Raw genomic sequence first — 20,329 nt, 5'->3', positions numbered from 1 at the left:
TGCATTCTGTTGCGGGTAGGAGATGGTTCTTAAGATGGCTTCTCAACGGTAATTGAAATCCGTTCAGAGCGCTTAATATCCCGTCAGCTCCATATAACCAGTCCCAGAATGAGAGCCATCAATACGCACTGGACCTTCCCAATAAGGCACCGAAAGCGGCATTTTCGCGTTCGGGTTGAGTGCAGAAACGGTAAGCTCGATTTGCTGGTTAGGAATCGACACTTGCCACTGGGTTGGATACTTTCGCCCTTGGATTTCTGTTTGCTTGGTCGCCTTTAACTGAATGTCTTTTTGAGAAATGGCGATGCCAGAACCATCTTGCTGCATCAGCCTTGCACTGGAATAACTGGCTGCTCCGGTTTTGGAATCCCGCAATTGGAACGCCACCAAGCTGGTTTCGTCACTCAACCTTAGGGCAAACCAGTCCCAGCCTTGTTGTGAGTCGAGTAAGAATTGCGAGCTCCACTCTCGGTCTATCCAACCTTTGCCCGACACTTGATGGGTTTTGCCGTCGATCGTGACTTCACCGGAGACATCAATAAACGGTTGGCTGTAATAATACGAAGCCACCTGACCATCGGCACTTTTGGTGCTGTAACCTTGTTCGCCTTGCTTTTGATAAGGTGCACTGCTGGTAAGCGTCAGCGAATAGCCAAATTGTTCGGAGTTTGCATTCAATGTGGCAGGGAAGAGATCGGTGGTTGAAGAAGTCCACTGCCAATCATCGAGATAAACTCGAAATGGTGAAGTGTCGACGCCAGCTAGAGAGGCTTGATCGCGTGACCATCTTTCATCGGCGTAGTGTTTGTCGGTTGTCGTGACCGCGCTGTGCGCCATGTAGATTTGTTGAGTTTGCCATTCGGTTTTCTTTACGTCATCTTCGCCTTTTGGCGGCGCAGCAGCAAAGCGAAATTGTGTCCACTGGACGCCAAGTGGAGTGCCATCTTCATCAATTAAGTTAGCGGTTAAGTACCACCATTCATGACGAAAATTCGGGTGCGCTTGATGGTCTGCTGGGAAGGTGAGTTCAATCCCTTTTTCTACGGGTGTGAATAGGTTGCTCTCGCTTTTCGTATCTCCGCTTCCCAGCAACGTGCCCATATTTTGTGTGCTCATATTTTTTTGTTGGGCATCTTCACATCCAAATAGGATCAAGCTGCTTATGAGCAGAGTAAGTTTGCTTGCTAATCGAACCATCACAACACCTCGCTTTGCAAACTGGACACGACAGGCTTACTGACCAATCGCCACAGAGGAATCAAGGTTGCAATCACCGCCACCAAGATGGTGATCGCCGCAATGCTCAGCGCATCGCTCCAGTTCCACAGATAATGTAAGCTCCAACCAAAAGCGCGCAAGGTGACGATATCTGTCAGTACATAACCCACCATAGCTCCTAGAGGTAAGGCGATAACCAGAGTAAAACTCACCAAAGCAATGATCTGTCCGACCACCATGGTCATTAATTTACGACGGCTGACGCCAAGTGCATACAGTCTTGCAATGGCGGCTTTGCGCGCGTCAAGCAACATGAAGCAAGCACTGAACAAACCAATCACGGCGACCATCAAAGTCACGCCGTTGAGTGCGCGCGTAATGGCGAAGGTCTGCGAGAAAATATCCAACGCGATGGATTTGATTTGCGCCTGATCGTAGAGCTGACTTGGATGCAGATTCAATTGATCGCGCAGTTGCTCGTAGACGATTTGTGGGTCCCCCGAGACTTTTATGCCAAGGCTTGTCGGCAGGTCGGTAAAGCCACTCTCTTGCCATAATTTGGGTGCCAATAACACTTCACCGTTGGGTGAGCCATAATCGTGAAATATCGCACCCACAAGCAGGTTCTTATTTGGAACTGCATCAAGCGTGAGCGCGCTACCCAGTGATAAACCCAGTTTGACCGCGGTTGGTTCACTAATCGCGACTGATTCACCTTGGTAAAAACGCTGCCAGAAGTTCTCCAAATGCGATTTGAACACCATGGTTTGTTCTAAGGTATCTTTGTCTTTGGTGCCAAGCAAAATCGGTAAGCCTTGCAGGTTATCTTCGACGTAGTATTGCTTGTAGACGGTCTCAACCTTGTCGAACTGCCCTAACGCGCGCTCCACATCTGCGATTTCCCCTTGCGCAGGGCTGACGTAAATATCGGCATGTAGCCTCTGTTCTAGCCACTGTTTTAGGGTGGATTCGAAGCTGCCCACTAAGGTATTCATCCCCATATTGGCAGTAACGGCGAGTAGCAGTGCCATCATGGCGAGAGAAAGCGGAGAAATCAGCTCACGCAGCTCTGCAAACAGATACTGCATCAAACCAGAACTGGTGCGCTTTTCACACCAATTGGCTAAGACGCTGAGTGTTTTGGGTAGATACAAAGGAATCGACACCACAAGCACGCCGAGCCACGCCATGGTGAAGCGGTGATGCTCACTCAGCCATAACCCTGCGAGTGCGAAAGCCGTCAACGCAGCACCTATCACGAACAATTGGTTTTCGTTAGAGGCTTCAGGCGCTTGATAAAAGCCGCCATGAGAGGAGAGCGGCTGGCGCACTCGCTGTTTAAAGTGCTGCCAACATGCTAATAGGGTGGCGGCTAACGTGAGCAGCAGGGCTTGCGCCCACCATTGCCACTGCCAAGTGCCGGGCAGCAGTGTCGCACCATAAAGTTGTTCTAATGTCAGCGCCACGGTCGGGTGCAACCAATGGCTGAGCTGCATGCCCAATACAAAACCGAGGGAAGCGCCGATGGTAACGAGAATAGTGAGTTCAACTAACAGCGCAGAGAACACAATGCTCGGCGCAACCCCCGCCTGTTGAATTTGCACTAATAGCCGATTGCGTTTCAGCAAGCTGTACTTTACGCCGTTGTAAGCGATGAACAGCCCGACTAAAAAGGCAAGTAAGCTCATTGCGGTGAGATTGAGGTGAAAGCTGTCGGTCAGTGAGCCAAGGTCTGTACTTTGATTATTGGAAATCCATTGTCCTTGCTCGCCAATGATGCTTTGCCAATTTGCTTGCGTGTCTTTATGCCCTTTATCACCCGAATGGAAAACCGCAATGTAACTGAGCTGTCCTTGTTTATTGAGCAGTTGCTGGGCAAAGCCAATGTCCATCAACATTCGGCTACCTAACTGCCATTCGTCTGGTAGCACCACCACTTGGGTTGGAATGTCGTCCAGAGTTAGGGTTTCTACCTCTTCTAAGTTTTGATGTTGAGATTGACTCATCATCACGATTGGCTTGCCGGCTAAAAGCTCAGGCAAAGGTAACGCACTGTCGAATAAAGACACGTTCTGTTGGTTTTCTGCTGAATAGCGAGAACGTGAAGAGATGGCGGCAATCAACTCACTACCTTGCACCGACCAACGTCGCCCTTGTTCATCTCTCACTCGCCCCTCGATCACAGGTAGCGCTGCACTGAGCCCATTTTGTCTAAGGGTGAAATAAAGAGATTCGGGCAGATAGTTTTGCCCTGCTGGTGGAATAATTAAGTTCTGAGCTTGTGCGCTAAGTTGCTCGGTAGACTCCGCATAACTGCGCTTGGCATTGAGGTTGATGGCTTGCACCGCAACAAATAAGGTCACTGCCAGCACGATACCGACCAGAATTGCGGCAGCTTGCAGTGGCGCCTGCCGATAGTACGCCGCAAACAGATTTAGGGCGAGTCGAGTATGCGTGAATCTGGTGGTTGATAGCTTAGCTTGCTTCATGGCGAAGCTCATGTTTGTTTTAGTGATGACCGCCATGCAACTGACTATTTTCCAAACGCCCATCTTTCAAGCGTAACTGGGTTTGCATGAACTCAGCACAGTCAGGGCTGTGGGTAACTAACAGCACTGCCGTGTTGCCTTGGGTGGTGATTTCACTCAGTAGTTTCATCACTTCTAACCCCGCTTTTTGGTCAAGGTTTCCTGTGGGTTCATCGGCAAGCAGAAGTTTAGGCTTATGGGCTAAGGCTCTAGCAATCGCGACGCGTTGTTGTTGACCACCTGAAAGAGCAGAAACATGCCTGTCGAGAAGTTGGCTGATGCCCAGCGTCTCGACCAAGTAATCGCACCAGTCGTTCCATTTCTGTTGATTCAAATGCAAAGGGAAGGCGATGTTCTGCTGCACGTTGAGCGGCGTTAATAGGTTGAATTGCTGGAAGATAACACCGAGTTTTTGGTGTCGAAATTGGCTCCATTGTGGGTCTTTCCAAGCCGCTGTGTTATCGCCATCTAACCACAACTCACCTTCGGAAAGCGGCTCAAAGCCAGCGATGACATTGAGTAAGGTGCTTTTGCCGCTGCCACTTGCGCCCGTCAGCGCAACACTCGCTCCTGTGTTCAACGTAAAGTCGACGCCTTCCAACACGCGATGTGTCTCTTTGCCATCGACAAAGCTTTTGCTGGCGTGTTTGAGTGTGACAAGTGGGCTTTCCATTTCCTCTCCCTACAATCAAAAGGTGTCGTTTCTTTTGGCAATGGCTATTGCAGTTCCTTCTTTAGAAACTTTAGACAACAATCAGATAAAAACAGCGATTTACATCGATTTCTTAATAACTTGTACTGAAAAGAAGAGGGAAGAGATTAAATGAGGAGGGATATGACAGGCATTAAAAAAGCCCGAGTTAGACTCGAGCTTTCAAATATATTCAGCGTGGTCAGCTTACACGTAGTACGCTTCAACTTCGCCTTTAAGTTTGATTAGCATTGGGTTACCGAAACGGTCTTTTGCTTTAGGAGAAGCAATTTTTACCCAACCTTCGCTGATGCAGTATTCTTCTACGTCAGTACGCTCTTGGCCGTTGATACGAATACCGATTTGGTGCTCGAAGCATTCTTTGATGAAGAATGGGCTACGTGGGTTACCCGCTAGGCGATCTGGTAGAGCTGGTTTAGCTGTGTCTGTCATGTTTGTGACCTAAATTCCGTAAAAAGTGCGCCATTGTAGTCAGTGCACTGTGAGTGTTCAAGATATGTTGAGAGTGGATGCGTTGTTTAACTTTCAAGTACCGCCTATAACCCCTTTAAATACTGCGCGTTGGCTGTTGGTTGAATCATGGCATTCAGCGTTTGGATGGCTAGTTCGCTGTGTTCTTCAAGTAGAGCTAAGAACGCGTCAATCAACTCAGGTTTGCTTGCTGAGACTTTCGTTTCGGTCTGGATATCACGCAGATCGATCAACACATCGGTAAATAATTGAGGCAGATCGTGCAGCACTTGCAGGTTTAAGACGTTGTGTTCGCTGTAGATCGAATTGTGGCTGCCTTTCTGTTTTTGCACCACGTAAGGATTGTCTTTTAAGTTGATGATAGACGTGCGTTTATCACAGCGTTTCAAACAGCCTTTGTTGACCTTCACCTTACGGCATCCTTCGGTTTGTTGGAACAAACATTGGCGGCTCGTGAGTAGGGTATTTGGATGATAAATGCTGTAGAAGCTGCGCATGTTTTTCGGACGCTTTATGTGACGCATCTGCTTCATATTCAGCTCGTTAGAAACAAACGCGCCACTTGCCGCGAACTCGTCTTGAAGGCATTTAAACGCGTATGAGTTCACCGTGTTCATTTGTGGGCCTGCCACCCAGCCTAAGCCGAGCTCTTTTGCGAGCATGCCGACGCCTGAGTTGTTGGTGATCAACAATTCAGGTTGGATGGTTTCCAAAAATACACGAGCGGCGTGGTAGTCTTCGCCAATCAAAATGGCAGGGAACCAAGGTTTGAGCATTGGGTTGGCTTGGAACAATTCAATCATCGCGCTCAGTTCACCAGACAATCCCATTGGCAATTGATAGTAAACATCAATGTCGTGGTATTCGCACAGCATGGCTTCTTGTGCTGACGAGATCAGAACCGATAGTTTTGGCGCACCTTGGCGAGGGTCTGGTTGAGGTAACGCTGGCAGAGTTGGCACATCAATCGACCCTTTCAAGCTGCTGCCGGATACTTGTGTTGAAGTGGCATCGAACGACTTAGTTTGCTCTGCCACTTTCTTAATGATCGCGGTTTTGTCATCGTATAGTTTCTTTTTCACCGCTTGCACATCATCAGCAGATTGGCATTGGTAAACCTTCGAAAAATGCTTTACAGCGTGGTCGCGCGGGTTGTCGATGTACATCGCCTTGCCGAAATCACCTTGCAAAAATGCGTTGGAGAAATCACGGTTGAACACCGTGTATAACTCGGTGGTGTCTTCAGAGAGTTCCAAACCCTCGCACAAGCGATCGATTTGCTGACGCCAATTGTCGACCACTGTATAGACGTAGTGCGATTTCTTGATTCGCCCTTCCACTTTTAATGAATACACGCCAGCATCGGCAAGCGCTTCCAAGTCCCCAAAGGCGGAATTGTCTTTCATATTGAGTGGGTAGTTGTTGCCCGTTTTGGTCGTTTCGTACTGTTCGCGACAAGGTTGACTGCAACGTCCACGGTTACCTGATGCACCATTGCGAGCGGAACTGATGTAGCAAATTCCGGAGAATCCGATGCAGTATGAGCCGTGGACAAACACTTCCATCATTACGTTGTGCTCGCGACCAAATTGCGCCAGATGTTTTATTTCATCGATGTTAAGTTCGCGAGATAAGTTTACTCGGCTTGCGGTGAGCTGGTTGAGAAAGAGGATCTGGCCTTCGTTATGCGTGTTTAGTTGCGTTGAAGCGTGCACATCCAAATCGGGAAAGTGATGTTTGAGAATGTAGGCCAGACCGAGATCTTGCACGATCACGCCATCGATCTTGGTGGTGTTCAGTTGGCTGAGTAAGCGAACAATCGCCGGAATTTCACTTTCTAAAATCAGCACATTCAGCGTTAGAAAGATCTTACAGTTGTGCTGATGGGCTAACGTTAATACGCCATTTAAGTTATCTAAGGTGAGGTTGGTCGCTCGGTTACGTGCATTGAAGCGGTCCAACCCGCAGTAAATTGCATCGGCGCCAGCGGCAATGGCGGCTTTGATGGAATCTAAATCACCACCGGGTGCTAATAACTCAAATTGATCGCGTGTCACTACTTTTCTCTTTCTTACTAAAATAGGCTGCAAATGTTACGTATTTCACGCTTTTGATGCTCGGCTAGTTAATGCTTTATTAATCTGAATCAATTAATCCGTGTTACACGGTCGACTCTTGAGTGGGTAGAGTGCAATTCGCGATAGCGGAATCTGACTTCTATAGTTTTCCTACACTTGGTTTTTCTATATTTACAGTTTTCGACTCAGATAGAGAGGAAGGGACGACAAATGAAAAAAGTAATCATCGGGTTGGTCGTGGCGTTGACGTCATTGAGTGCGTTGGCTGGTGAGGGCGTGGTAACCGTTGCGAGCACGCATTCAGCAAAAGATACGGCGGATAAATTTGTCGCTATCGCGCAAGAAAAAGGGTTGAACGTCTTTGCGCGCATTAACCATCAAGAGAATGCCACGAAAGTCGATATGACGTTGCGACCAACCGAAGTTATCGTGTTTGGAAACCCTAAAGTAGGCACGCCACTGATGATCTGTGCGCATGAAGTGGCGCTCGATTTACCCCAAAAAGTGTTGGTGTATGAAGATGATGAAGGCAAAACGTGGTTAGCTTATAACGATCCTATGTATTTAAAGCAGCGCCATCATATTGAAGGCTGCGACGAGGTATTGAACAAAATCAGCGGCGTGCTGGGCAATTTAACCAACGCGGCGGCGAAGTAGGGCTGGTTATTGGCTTCGCTTTTTTAACTCCGAAAATGAAAAAGCCAACCTCACAAGGAGGTTGGCAAATCTTACCTATATTGGGGGAGGTAAGATCAGGAGGTGGCGAGTACGCTGTGCACTTCTGACTTAATTGAGTCAGACTGCGTGCCGAAAATCGCTTGTAAACTGTCGCCAATCACTAACACATCTCGCGCGCCGAGCGCTTTTAGCTTAGCAACATCAACGTTGGCAATGTCTTTCACCGAGACACGCAGACGGGTGATACACGCATCGACTGACTTAATATTGGCTTTGCCGCCCAATGCAGCGACTACATCCACCGCAATTTCATCAGGCTGTCCGGCAATCTTCACTTCTGCAATGTCGGTTTCACGACCCGGCGTTTTCAGATCCAACTTCACAATTAGGAAGCGGAACAAGCCATAGTACAGCGTCGCCCAGATTGGACCGATGATGATGAACATCCACGCGTTGCTCGACATTGGGTAGTAAAGGAAGAACTGGATCGCGCCGTGCGCAAAGTCAGTACTGTGTTTGATTTCCAAAAATGCGGTGATCGCAAACGCAATACCAGTTAGGAAAATATGGATTACGTACAGCACTGGCGCGACGAATAAAAAGGTAAATTCGATTGGCTCTGTGATACCGGTTAACCAAGAGGTCAACGCCGCAGACATCATCAAACCGCCGACGATTTTCTTACGCTCTGGAGACGCGCAGTGGTAAATCGCCAGTGCCGCTGCTGGTAGCGCCCACATGGAGTACATAAAGCCACCAGACAGATAACCTGCGGTTTTATCGCCCGCGAAGAAGCGAGTGAGCTCACCGGTAAACTCTTTGCCAGTTTCTGGGTCTACATAGCTGCCGACTTCAAAGAAGAACGGTGCATTCCAGATGTGGTGCAAACCAATAGGGAGTAATGAACGTTCGCCCGCTCCGTAAACCGCCCACGCGAGAACAGGGTTTTGGTACGCTGCCCAATGAGAGAATGCATCAAGAAGTTGTCCGACAGGTGGCCATGCAAACGCGAGAATCGCACCAACGACGATCGCCGATAGACCGGTGACAATGGGCACAAATCGCTTACCCGCGAAGAATCCCAAATATTCCGGCAGTTTGATGTTGTAGAAGTGGTTGTACATGATTGCCGCGACCGCACCGATAAAGATGCCGCCAAACACCCCGGTTTGCAGCGTCTCAACGCCGATGATGGTGGCGTCAGTTTCTAAGCCGCGCAAGCCAGTCACGATACCGAGAGATGCATTCATAATGATTAGGCCCACTAGGCCTGCGAGCGCCGCTGCACCGTCATTGCCTTTTGATAATCCGAGCGCGACGCCAACTGCGAACATCAACTGCATGTTGCCGAACACGCCTTCACCGGCGGCGAGCATCACTTTGTTGACCGCGTCTGGAATAAACGCAAACCCCGCGTTACCAATACCCAGCATCAAGCCGGCCACCGGTAACACCGCCACAGGCAGCATCAACGACCGCCCTATTTTTTGTAGTTGTCCAAATATACTTGCAAACATGGTTTCCTCCTGACGAATGCCAGTGTTGTAGGACCTGATTCCTTCAGGTCATGTTGTTTCACGTTAGGTCAGGATGATCATAGCGAGCAAGGCGGCGCCTAAGGTTACAAAAGGCAATCAGTTTGTAAGTGGCCGCTTACAAATCTCTTACACTGAGGAGTGAAAATTGTAATCGGCTCGATTGTGCATGTGCGTTTAAGAATGCATCATATTGGCCAGCGCCAAACTCAGGGGCAGGCACAGGGAAGGACACAGGGAAAGTAGGATGGAAAACAAGCAGATACTGGTCGTCGATGACAACCTTGACCTTCGCGAAGCATTGTCAGATTACCTTGGTCGCGCAGGGTTTGAAGTGCTTTGCGCAGAAAACGGCGGCGTGATGTGGCAACTGCTCAACGATCACCATCCTGATTTGATCATCCTCGATATTATGATGCCCGGTGAAGACGGTTTTACCCTGTGCCAGAAACTGCGCAAAAACTCCGATGTTCCGATCATCATGCTGACCGCCGTCACCGAAGAAGCCGACCGAGTCGCAGGGCTAGAAATGGGCGCTGACGACTACATCACCAAATCATTCAGCCCGCGTGAACTGCTCGCGCGCATCAAAACGATTCTGAGACGCAGCCAAACGACCGCCAATAGCAAACTGACGCGTAAAGTGCGTTTTGACGACTGGTTGTTAGATACCGTAACCCGGCAACTGACCCACGTTGCTAGCCGCGAGGTCAAACAACTGAGTGGCGCGGATTTGTCGCTACTTGGTTTATTCGTCAACCACGCACAATCGATTTTGTCGCGCGATGATATTGCGCGCGAGAGCTGGGGACGCGATGCCGACCCGTTTGAACGCGGCATCGACGTGCAGATCAGCCGCTTGCGTCATCACCTTGAAGATAAAGACCGCTCGCTGATCCTAACGGTGCGCAACAAAGGCTACATGCTGACCACGGACGTGCATTATGAGAATTAAACGCTGGACGGGATCACTGGTCGTTCGCACCAGTGTGTTCCTGTTGCTAGTGATCATTCTGGCGCAGGTATTATCCGGGATTATCTGGTATCAACACGCCAGCGAACGCGATAAAGAGGGCCTGACCACCACAGTCAAAAGCTTAGCACTGAGCGCTTCTTCCACCATCGCTTTCTTTCAAACCCTCCCTTCTGAATATCGCCACTTGGTGCTCAATCAACTACGCAATATGGGCGGCACGCGCTTTTTCGTCTCACTCAACAATCACCAGATTGACGTCGACCCACTGCCAGAGAGCGAGCGCAAAACGTTGGTCATCCACCAAGTTCGCGAGGTATTAGAAAGCGAGCTGAACGGCATTCCTAATATCGAGGTGGAGTTCACCCAGCGCGACAAACTCAAAGTGTTCAACAACGAGCTACCTATCGATGAACTGCCACTATTGTGGGCGCATTATTCACTTTCGTTTGGTGACCTCAACCCACCCATTCTGGTGATGCAGGTCGAAGTCGCACAGAACGAATGGTTTTATCTCGCGGCGGTGCTACCCGCGCCTTACATCAACCTAGAGACTAACTATTTTGAGCTGCGCCAATGGCTGACGCTATTGGTGTCCGCGCTAATGCTGTTGCTGTGTACCTGGTTTATCGTTCGCAAAGAAATTCAACCAATTCGAGAGCTGGCAAAAGCCGCAACCCTGATGTCGAGCCGATTAAACGTGCCCGAAGTCTCTGAACGCGGCAGTAACGAACTGAAAGCGGCGGTACGTGCGTTTAACAAGATGAATCGACGCATCGACAGCCACATTAAAGACCGCGAGATGTTGTTCAGCGCCATCTCCCACGATCTGAAAACGCCGATAGCCTGCCTAAAACTGCGGGCGGAAATGCTGGATGACGACGCCGACCGAGAACGCTTTATCCGCCTGAGTAACGACCTAGATTTGATGGTCAAAGGCGCATTGCAATGCATTAAAGAGACCGATATCCACGAGGAAATCGAGCCGATCAATTTCACCCAACTGATTCAGCACATTTCCGCCAATATCGCCGATGCGCCGGACGCGATTCGCATCCACGGTGAAATCCGCACCCACTTTGCCGGCAAACCACTAGCGATTAAGCGCTGCATTCAGAATCTGGTCGATAACGCGCTCAAATACGGCCATCAAGCGGACATTACGCTGAGTGAAAGCCCAGAGTCGATCCAGATTGAAATTGAAGATCACGGTGACGGCGTTGACGATTTATTACTTGAAAAGCTCTGCCAGCCATACTTCCGCGCTAGCAACGATAAAGAAGGCAGTGGGCTGGGGTTAACCATTTCACAGAGTATTGCAAAGGCTCATGGCGGCAACTTGTTGCTGAGCCATTCTCAGTTTGGCGGCCTCTGCGCCACACTGACTTTCCCGAGAGACTGACTATGAACAAACTGGCATTCTGGTTCCCACTGTTGCTCGCCCCTTGCGTTGCTCACGCTGAGTCGCCACAAGGGGTAGAGTTTTTACATTGGTGGACTTCTGACGGCGAGCAGCAAGCGCTGCAAACACTTAAAGCTCAGCTAAAACGGCACGATATTGAGCTGCTGCAAAGCCCGGTGTTAGGCGGTGGTGGTGACAGCGCGATGACGGTACTGCAAGCTCGCGCGCTGGCGGGCAATCCACCGAGCTTCGCGCAAATCGAAGGGCCAAGTATTAAAGCGTGGGATGCCATCGGTATTTTGCACAACGTCAACGCGGTAGCGGATGAGCAGCGCTGGGACGAGGTGCTCTACCCGCTGTCTATCGAAATCAACAAAACACAAAACGGCTATATCGCCCTGCCACTTACGCTGCACCGTTTGAACTGGTTGTGGGTCAACCACAAGCTGCTTAAACAACTGAATCTGTCCGCGCCGAAAAACTGGCAAGAGATGTTCGCTGCCATGGAGCTTGCTAAGCAAAATGGCATTGTACCGATCGCGGTCGGTGAGCAGCCGTGGCAAGTCGCCCAACTTTTCGAGAACTTAGTGATCTCCACTGGCGGCGTTGAGTTCTACACCAATGCGATGGTCAAACTAGAACGCGACAGCATCGACAGTGATACCCTGCGCCAAGCGTTGACGCAATTTCGCCGCCTGAGTTTGTTGATCGACAACCAATTACCCGACAGTAAGTGGGATACGGCGACCCAAGCGCTAGCCGACGGTCAGGCGCTGTTTCAAATAGGCGGTGATTGGATTTTGGGTGAGCTGCTCGCCAATCAAGTCTCAGTTCCGCAAGAGGTCGGCTGTTACCCAACGCCTGACAGCGATGGTGTATTCCTCTACAACATGGACAGTTTGGTGTTTATGTCGAGCAAGTCGTTTTCTGCCGAGGCGGCTCAGCAAACCGCAAGCGCGCTGGCAGATGTCGAGTTTCAAGCTAAGTTCAATAAGGTAAAAGGCTCGATTCCGGTACGTACCGATATCGACATCAGCGATTTTAATCCGTGTCAGGTCCAGTCATATCAAGACTTTCACTACGGCGTTAAACACAACCTCGCTGTGCCGAGTATGATTGATTCGATGGCGGTCAATCCGGTTGCCCAGCAAGCGATAAACTCGGAAATTTTCCGTTTTTACCGCAACCCCAAGATGGAACCCGACGAGCTGATAAAACGCATTATTGCGATTTCGAAAAGCGGTTAATGGCAATGAATCTGTGCCGAGATGGAATAAAAAAGCCCCAATGATTGGGGCTTGAGTGAAGCGAAGTATGCCGTTTAGAAATAGTGGAAGATCGGCGGTTCATGCATCAAGAAGTTTTGATGGGAGATGTTCCACGCATAGGCGCCCGCTAAGGTAAACACAACGTAATCACCAATATCGACGTGGGCGACGTGTTGATTGCGTGCCAGCACATCTTTGGGCGTACAAAGCTGGCCGACAAAGGTCGCTTGTGCATGCTGAATTGAGTGAGAAATCTCATGGTGTTGCTCGCTTTTCAGGATGACGAATGGATGATCATGGCTCTGCGCTGCTGGCGTGCGGAAGTGGTGAGTTCCCCCGCGTGCGATGACAAAGTTTTCGCCAAGATTTTGCTTAATATCCAGCACTTCCATTACGTAATAACCGCATGCCGCCGTGATGAAACGTCCGCATTCAAAACGCAGTGTCCAGTCTTGCACTTGCTCTTTGGCGATGAGGAATTCCAACTTGTCGCAAAACTCCATCCACGGAAAGTGTTGCTCAGGGTTTTGGTAGTTAATCCCCATGCCTCCACCCAAGTTGATCATCAGCTCACCGAGTTCAAACTCTTGTTGCCACGCCTTCACGACTTGGAAATAGCGCTGCATTAACGCTAAGTGACGTTCAACATCGAGCTGATGCGACATCAAGTGAAAATGGAAACCTTTCAGTGACACTTGCGGGAAATCGCGCAGCAACATCAAAGCATTACTCAGTTCGGACTCGTCCAAACCAAAAGGAGTCGGCTTGCCGCCCATCGCCAACTTGCTGAGCGTGATGTCGCCAATATCAATGTTCATACGCAAAAAGATCGAAGCAGGGCGGTTGAGGCGCTCGGTTATTGCTCCAATGCGTTGCAGCTCGGTGAGGCTTTCGACATGAATTGCATCAACATCCAGCTCAATCGCTTGTTGCAATTCACTTGGCATTTTCCCAGGGCCACCGAAGATCAACGGCTTATCGAGTTGTTGCTGGTGGAGGTGTGTCAACTCCCCGCCAGACGCCGCTTCAAAACCATCGACATACGGCGCGAGCGTTTTGAGAATCGGGCCCGATGGATTGGCTTTGGCTGCGTAAAATAGCTCGACATTTTTCGGCAAAACGTGACGCAGTTGTTTGATGTGTTCTTCTAAGGCGTTTAGGTCATACAAGTACGCGCACAAGGGTTGATTTTGCTGCTGTGCGAGCGTGTGAACTTGCTGGCTAACGCATGTCGGTAGGGAGAGTGAATTAGACATGTTGCGCTCCTTTTTCGTATTGCTGCCAAGGTGTGGCGACTTGGGTATAGCCCGACTCTTTATCGGCTTTTTGCATCAAACGTGTGGTGAAATTATTTTTGCTTGGGAAGTGACCGCCATTCAGCAACGCTTCTAGTTCCGGCTGTTTTCCATTCACTGATTGCCAACGCACAATGGCACTTTGCACCGCATTCCATAGCGTTTGCTCTAGTGGCTCATCACCTTCTGCGATGAAGAAAATCGCTTCGCTGATGTTGTTGATAAAGGTGCAGTATCCGATGCGATTCCAGCCTTGTTCGCGACGGTAGTAAACCGATTGTCGCGCGCGTTCAGACAAATCAGTTAATGTTTCTGCTGGCCAGAACTCCGGCAGTAATTTAGTGCCTTCCAAATCACGAATCCAAACACAACACGGCATCTCTTGCTCAAAGCCAATCAAGGTGTTTTGCAAATGCGGCTCAAACGCCACCCCGTGTTTGAAGTAGTAGTTAAACACACCCGGAATTAGGCAATGCAAATAGCGTTCAAACCACAGTGTCGCGATGTCGGAATAGCGATTTTGCGTAGTACGCGCTTTGTTTTTAAGGCGTTGAGCAATGCAACTGTTGCCGTTTTTGTCGTAAGCAAACAGAGCGCCAGCGAGGGTTGGTTTTAAGATATCGACTTCGCTCAGCGAGAAATTTTCGCGATACAAAATCCCAAACGATTCGCGTGCTTTGGTGTTGTCGTCCCAATTACGATCAGCGACGCTTTCTAGATTCAACGTGGTGGCGTAAGGCTCTGTCATCACTTTAAATACGGGGTTGTGCAGCTGTTCGTTTTCTCTAATTGGTTTAAGAATCGACGTGAGCTGCACGGCGCTGTCGAGTTCGTACCACGCGTTTTTGCGCACGCAATTGGTTAATCGTACGTTGATGGAGAATTTCGCAAACCAGTCCATGTCTGGGTGGTAGAGGGTACGAACCGAAGAGGTCGGCTGCATCTTTTCACCACCTAAACCCAGTGGCGTGATCTTGCCTTGTTCAATGGCACGCTTCACGCTTGGGTTGCTCAAAATGGTGTAGCTTTCCCAAGGATGACAAGGGTAGAGGGTCTTCCCATCGCTGGTGGCGTGTTGTGGCGCGAGCTGTTGTAGCATGCGTTGCGCAGGGTTAGCTTCTCCGTCGGAACTCAGCACATCAAGTAAGGACGTATCCACTTCAAACCAGTACAGCGGGACTTGCGCGCCGACTTCTGGAGAAAACGCCAAGAGATCATCCATGGTGACGCCCGAACGACTTTTTGGGGTCGGATGGAAAGTGTGCCCCCAAATCAGAGACTGTTCCGAAGCGATAAATTCGTTGTGATGCGATTTGGGCGCGACGTTGAGAAACTGCTCGGTAACCAGCACGCTATTTTCCAGTTGTTCGATCAGCTCATGGTTAAACGGGATCGCCAACACCTGCTTGAGATAGTTAAGCAAAAGCGTAAGAGTTTGCGTGGCATCCAATTTCGCCCAGCCAGATCCCGGCATTTTCGCCCACGGCAGTTCTGCCAATTTGATTTTGCCCAGTTTGCTCGCGTAGTGAATCGGCAAAACCAGCACGCCATTTTGTTGAGACAGATGAACGGCTACCCGTTGCTTGGCGGAATAGTTGCGTTTTAACGTTTGGGGTAGCGATGTCGATTGGTAGCGCCATTCCACTTGTTGATTCGGTAGCGCAAATTCACGTAAGTAACAATTAAGAACACCCATTATCGTGTTGAGTTGGGCCTTCTCGCGATTGAGCTGCACATCATGCGCGCGCAACTCGCTAGTCTGAGAGGATTGAGTTTGTAACATGTTGATTTCCAAATTTTGAATGGAGAACCAGCGCGATCAAGGTGATTACGCTGACTATCGCAGAAAGTAGGAAAGGAACCTCAAGTAGCCCCAAGCTAGAAATGAAAGAAGCGCAAAATCCCGCCGCCACGCCACCCCATTTGGACATGGCATCAAAGCGAGAAAATACTTTGCCACTGAATTTGCGATCCAGATTGCTCGCAAGATGCTGATGCAATCCGTGATAACAACACACCATCGCGATGCCAAAGATAATTCTCGCAGCAATGAGTGCGGTTTCGGACGCAATCAAATGCAAGGCAGAGCTCACGGCAAGCAATGCAAACCCGAGCCACAACGTGCGCAGCGGTTGATGGCGATTCAGCCCATCTGACAACACGTGGATTTTGCCTGCCAGCAACAGATAGACGCCATGCGGCAGTGCGTACAAAAAACCGATCCATGCGTGGTGAGTGATGCCATATTGCTGCACAAACGGCGAGAAATAAGGAAAGGTCACCACCATAGAAAACGCAAACCCGAACTGAGCAAAGAAGATCCAGCGAATGGCATGCATTGCGTTTTTCTGTACAACAGGTTGTTCTTGCTGAGATTCTGAGTTTGGCTTTTCGAGGTTTTGTTCTGCGGGTTTATCCGCAGGCAGTGTTAGCGTGATGCCCATAGCAATTAAAGGCAAAACGCATAACCAAAGGTACGCGTTGAGCGGGTTGGTCTCTGACAAGCTCCAGCCGAGCCCAATGGGCGCAACGATCAGCGCCAAGCGAGCAGATAGTTGGGTTTTATTGAGTGACTTGCCGAGTGTTTTGGCTTCTTTAATTTGACTAGATAAGTAGCTGTTCGAGGCGGCCATGGTGCCGCCAAAGGTTCCTTGAACAATAAGACCAAACACAAACATGGCGAGGTTGTCTGCCAAGCCGCACAGCGCAAACCCTGCTGCAAGGCCAAGTTGCGCACGCAAGAGTGAGCGGCGGCGACCGTAGCGATCGGCAAAGTTGCCCCAAAATCGCGCCGCCAATGCAGTACAAAACGTGGGTAGGATAAACAATACCCCTGCCCAGTCCGCATCAATGCTTGCGCCTAACGTTGGCAACACGACGGGTAGAAATAGCGGCATACCTAACGCGGCAAACGCAGCGATAAAGTGGCACAACAACACACTGTAGATGAGTTTGGTCATAATCGTTTAACGTACGCTTTTTTTGATGGCTTCTAAGTAGGCGCGTTGCGCTTCTTCGCTAGAAAGCAGCAAGAAGTTCGGAGCCGACAAACCATAGAACTTATTGATGTCGCTCGCGCCAGAGGCTTCTTTCGAGAGCAAACTGCCAGAGCTCAACAAGTACTTGGCGTACAAATCAGGCGCCTCTTGCAGTAACTCGCGTGCCAGTTTTATTTCTAACCCTTCGCCTTCCAATCGGTTGAGTTGCTCTGCAATGCTTTTGGCCACGATGGCGTAAAGCGATGCTGAAGAGGCAATGCCCTTCTCTGCCATGGCTTCTACAATCGCTGCGATATCCAATTGTAATGTGATGGTGGTAAACATCTGACCGAGCGCCAATTCATTGTCGACTTTGATGCGTTGGTCGAGCAGTTCATCACAATCCACGGGATTTGTTCCTGCGCCGTGTTTCTGGGCAGCATGCTCTGTTGCAAAGTGGAAGCGCTCTGGCCAAATTCGCGCCGCGTCGTTGTCTTTCATCGCGAGCGTCATTTTGCCCTGTTGATCAAATGCAACGATGGCGTTTTGCTGGTTGGACTCCAATGCGATGCCATAACGAAGCCACAAGGTGAGGTGCACTTGGCAAAGAAGGTCGACGTAATCTTGGAACCACGCCAGCGTATCTTGTTGATAGTACTGCTCCGCCAAATGTTCTAAGAACAAGCGGTCGTCAGGCATTGGGCTTGCTAGTGCTGCAACCGGAACTAACGCTTTGTCTTCGCAATGAGTAAGTGGGTACTCACGTACGATGTACGCGAAGGTTTTATCCTCACCGACGTGTCCACCGTGTTTTTCGTTGCAATGGAACAAGCGAGTGTTTAAGTCGGCGTCCGTTTGCTCAAGGTGGCTGAGTAGACGTTCAAACCAGTGGCCGTCATACAGTGTTGAAGGCTTGATTAAGCGAATGTTTTTCGTACCTAGCGATCGCATGATCAGCGGAACTTTGATGTGAATATGCGGCGCGTCGTTGACTACCACAGTACGAACGGAAAGCGTTGGCGTCACGTCTAGGTACGTAAACGGCGCTTCTATCATGTCTTCGGGTAAGGCTTCTAAAGAGCGAAGGGTGAGCGGATGCGCAGGGAACAGTACGTGGCTCAGTGCAAAATCAGCAGGAAGCCCAACTTGCTCCATCGTCGGCCAGCAATCAGGTTGTTCGCTGGTTAATGTCACCAGTGATTTTTCAATCGCAATCCAATGCAGAGCAAAGCTTTGTGCGAACTCGGGCGCGTACTTAGCAAGGTCTTCATCGCTCAGGCCAAACTTCGCCCGCGCAGTTGGATAGTACGGGTGGTCAAGGTAAGAAGCGATCTGGTCGGCTAGCAGCAGTTTTTGATGCCAAGAACCAAGCTCGGATATTGGTTGAGAAATGTGGTCTGCGTGAAGATGAAACGCTTGGTCACACAGCGCTTTGTGTTTCTCTGCACATTCCAGTTCTTGAAGATACCCCGCCAACAATTCGTGAGAGCTCTCATGCGCCAGTGTCGTTAGTAGTGCAATCCACTCTTTGTAATGTTGTTGATGCTCGACTTGGCCATTTTTCTCCACCCACCAACCTTGTGGTGTTTCGTCATTGGCGTGACTGTAGCGCCAGTGCTGCATGTAATACGTTGGCGCAACGGGTAAATACAACGTGAAATCAGAGTTGGCAAATATCAGCCAGACTTGCTCATTTTTAGCTGTAATCGCTCCTTTTGGTGTGGTGTTGCTGAACTTGGCCTTCGACAAAATGCCAAACATGTCTTCGCGTAAGCAAGTGTCGATCAATCGTTGCGTTAGATACAAAGCGTTGTCATTCATGCCGCCACCTCACGAGTCGGAGCGAGATCGAAATTGCTAAGCGCGTTCTGCAGCGCTTGGTCGAGGTTTCGCCCTGATGGTGAGACAATCGAAATTCGGGCGAGATAATCCTTATTGGAATAACTCTGTTGGAAGTGTTCTCCAGCGGTTTTTAGTACCTGTTGCTGGGTGATGACATCGCCATCGTGTTGGATGAAGGAGGTCGAATCTCCATCAATCACACCACTGTGTTCCGCAACCACATAGTGCACGTGCGCTGAGCCATGAATTTGGTAATCGCCGTCCAATCTTCGGCCCAAATGCAGACCCAAAATTGTGCTAAACCAACCGAAGTGAGCGAGATTGTTGAGCAAGAATTCGCGGCCATCTCCAATACTGCGGTAGTTAATTTCCACCAGAACCGGGCCATTTTCCGTAATGATAAATTCGCTGTGGCAAACTCCAAAACCAACGCCAAACGCGTTCAGTTGAGCCAAGCAAGCTTCTCGGTGAGCAATGCCGTTTGGTCCGTTCCAGTCTGCGGCGGTTTCGATAAAGTAAGGCGGCTCAGAGAGCGACACATCAAAACCGCCGACGGCGATAAGGCGCTCACCATCTCCTAAAGTTTCTAGCGTAACCAAAGGCCCTTGAAGGAATTGCTCCACCAGAATGGCGGCGTTTGGGTGCTTTTGCCAAAACGCCTCGCAGTAAGCATCGAGCTCGCTTTGGGAGTCACAGCGCTGTACATCTAAACTTGCCACGCCTTCTTTGGGTTTTGCCACGACAGGGAAGGCCATGCCTAATGCCACATTCGAATGGCGATGCAGCAAACAGCTTTGTGTGTTGGGTAAGGATTTTTCATTTAACACTTGTCGAGTTAAGTGTTTGTTTTTGGCCTTTAACGTGACAGACCAATCTTTGGATGGGAGGCCAAAAAATTGCGCGCAGATGGCGGTGGAAGTTTGTAAGTGATCACTATTGCTGAAAATAGCGTCTGGCTTTAATTCATGCTCCGTGATGGTTTCGATGAGTTCTAATGGGTTGAAGACATCACATTCTAGAATGGCATCCGGATTAAAGTGACTATCACGACTCGCCAGCTTTAAATGGCTGAGCTTATGGTCGGTGATAAGAACGACGTGAAGGTCCATCGCTTTAGCTGCAGGCACGAAGCCGTGAGTGACTGCATCGTTAACGACATGACTTACGATAATCATCGTAGATTTCATGAGCTTTCCTAATTTTCTAACATTTTCTTCTAACGTTGATAAAGTCGCTCACGGTCGTCTTCCAATGTGCCTCTCTCGAGACGGAGGGCAGAAGTTTTAGTGTTTATTGTTATGATATTTGGTTTTTTTTTGTTGTTAGTTGTGTTTTTAGGGTAAATAAATAT

Annotated in this window: 15 protein-coding genes; 4 read left to right on the top strand and 11 right to left on the bottom strand. The window is 49.6% G+C overall.

The window, feature by feature from the left end:
• Positions 1-72: 72 nt before the first annotated feature.
• From CAG69_RS08625 to CAG69_RS08605, 5 genes are all read right to left on the bottom strand, one after another.
• Positions 73-1,197, bottom strand: coding sequence for a lipocalin-like domain-containing protein (locus CAG69_RS08625; protein ID WP_161443738.1), 1,125 nt, complete (start codon positions 1,195-1,197; stop codon positions 73-75).
• Entirely contained in the window at positions 1,197-3,707 is a 2,511-nt protein-coding gene (locus CAG69_RS08620; protein ID WP_161443736.1) for an ABC transporter permease, read from the bottom strand. The genes CAG69_RS08625 and CAG69_RS08620 overlap by 1 nt, the downstream gene beginning before the upstream one ends.
• Before the next feature lie 19 nt (positions 3,708-3,726).
• Entirely contained in the window at positions 3,727-4,419 is a 693-nt protein-coding gene (locus tag CAG69_RS08615; protein WP_161443734.1) for an ABC transporter ATP-binding protein, read from the bottom strand.
• Between the two features lie 225 nt (positions 4,420-4,644).
• Positions 4,645-4,890, bottom strand: coding sequence for a DUF3297 family protein (locus CAG69_RS08610; RefSeq protein WP_005374689.1), 246 nt, complete (start codon positions 4,888-4,890; stop codon positions 4,645-4,647).
• 104 nt (positions 4,891-4,994) lie between these two features.
• Complete coding sequence (locus CAG69_RS08605; protein ID WP_161443732.1) at positions 4,995-6,986, bottom strand: U32 family peptidase; 1,992 nt, start codon at positions 6,984-6,986, stop codon at positions 4,995-4,997.
• 231 nt (positions 6,987-7,217) lie between these two features.
• On the opposite strand from CAG69_RS08605, the gene CAG69_RS08600 reads away from it, so the two are divergent.
• Positions 7,218-7,664, top strand: coding sequence for a DUF302 domain-containing protein (locus tag CAG69_RS08600; protein WP_161443730.1), 447 nt, complete (start codon positions 7,218-7,220; stop codon positions 7,662-7,664).
• A gap of 95 nt (positions 7,665-7,759) precedes the next feature.
• Here CAG69_RS08600 and ptsG read toward each other — a convergent pair whose 3' ends face one another.
• Positions 7,760-9,202: a glucose-specific PTS transporter subunit IIBC gene (ptsG, locus tag CAG69_RS08595; RefSeq protein ID WP_161443728.1), complete on the bottom strand. Its 1,443-nt coding sequence runs from the start codon at positions 9,200-9,202 to the stop codon at positions 7,760-7,762.
• Positions 9,203-9,467: 265 nt separating this feature from the next.
• On the opposite strand from ptsG, the gene CAG69_RS08590 reads away from it, so the two are divergent.
• The 3 genes from CAG69_RS08590 to CAG69_RS08580 are packed head-to-tail and all read left to right on the top strand — an operon-like array spanning position 9,468 to position 12,842.
• Positions 9,468-10,175: a response regulator gene (locus tag CAG69_RS08590; RefSeq protein ID WP_161443726.1), complete on the top strand. Its 708-nt coding sequence runs from the start codon at positions 9,468-9,470 to the stop codon at positions 10,173-10,175.
• Positions 10,165-11,595 (top strand): ATP-binding protein, encoded by a 1,431-nt coding sequence (locus CAG69_RS08585; protein WP_161443723.1) that lies wholly within the window; start codon positions 10,165-10,167, stop codon positions 11,593-11,595. The genes CAG69_RS08590 and CAG69_RS08585 overlap by 11 nt, the downstream gene beginning before the upstream one ends.
• A gap of 2 nt (positions 11,596-11,597) precedes the next feature.
• Entirely contained in the window at positions 11,598-12,842 is a 1,245-nt protein-coding gene (locus CAG69_RS08580) for an ABC transporter substrate-binding protein (RefSeq protein WP_140063282.1), read from the top strand.
• 74 nt (positions 12,843-12,916) lie between these two features.
• On the opposite strand, the gene CAG69_RS08575 is transcribed toward CAG69_RS08580, so the two are convergent.
• The 5 genes from CAG69_RS08575 to CAG69_RS08555 are packed head-to-tail and all read right to left on the bottom strand — an operon-like array spanning position 12,917 to position 20,165.
• Positions 12,917-14,119, bottom strand: a complete 1,203-nt coding sequence (locus CAG69_RS08575) for a type III PLP-dependent enzyme (protein WP_161443721.1) — start codon at positions 14,117-14,119, stop codon at positions 12,917-12,919.
• A complete protein-coding gene (locus CAG69_RS08570) occupies positions 14,112-15,941 on the bottom strand; it encodes an IucA/IucC family protein (RefSeq protein WP_161443720.1) in 1,830 nt (609 codons plus the stop codon). Before CAG69_RS08570 ends, CAG69_RS08575 begins: the two co-directional genes overlap by 8 nt.
• Entirely contained in the window at positions 15,913-17,118 is a 1,206-nt protein-coding gene (locus CAG69_RS08565) for an MFS transporter (RefSeq protein ID WP_161443718.1), read from the bottom strand. The genes CAG69_RS08570 and CAG69_RS08565 overlap by 29 nt, the downstream gene beginning before the upstream one ends.
• Positions 17,119-17,124: 6 nt before the next feature.
• On the bottom strand, positions 17,125-18,957 hold the full coding sequence (locus CAG69_RS08560; RefSeq protein ID WP_161443715.1) for an IucA/IucC family protein: 1,833 nt from the start codon (positions 18,955-18,957) through the stop codon (positions 17,125-17,127).
• Positions 18,954-20,165, bottom strand: a complete 1,212-nt coding sequence (locus CAG69_RS08555; RefSeq protein WP_161443714.1) for an ATP-grasp domain-containing protein — start codon at positions 20,163-20,165, stop codon at positions 18,954-18,956. Before CAG69_RS08555 ends, CAG69_RS08560 begins: the two co-directional genes overlap by 4 nt.
• Positions 20,166-20,329 lie beyond the last annotated feature (164 nt).

Source organism: Vibrio sp. V43_P6S15P86, assembly GCF_009904725.1.
Classification (GTDB): Bacteria; Pseudomonadota; Gammaproteobacteria; order Enterobacterales; family Vibrionaceae; genus Vibrio; species Vibrio diabolicus.
The sequence above is the reverse complement of the archived record's forward strand: the minus strand, read 5'-3'. Positions and strand labels throughout refer to the sequence as shown.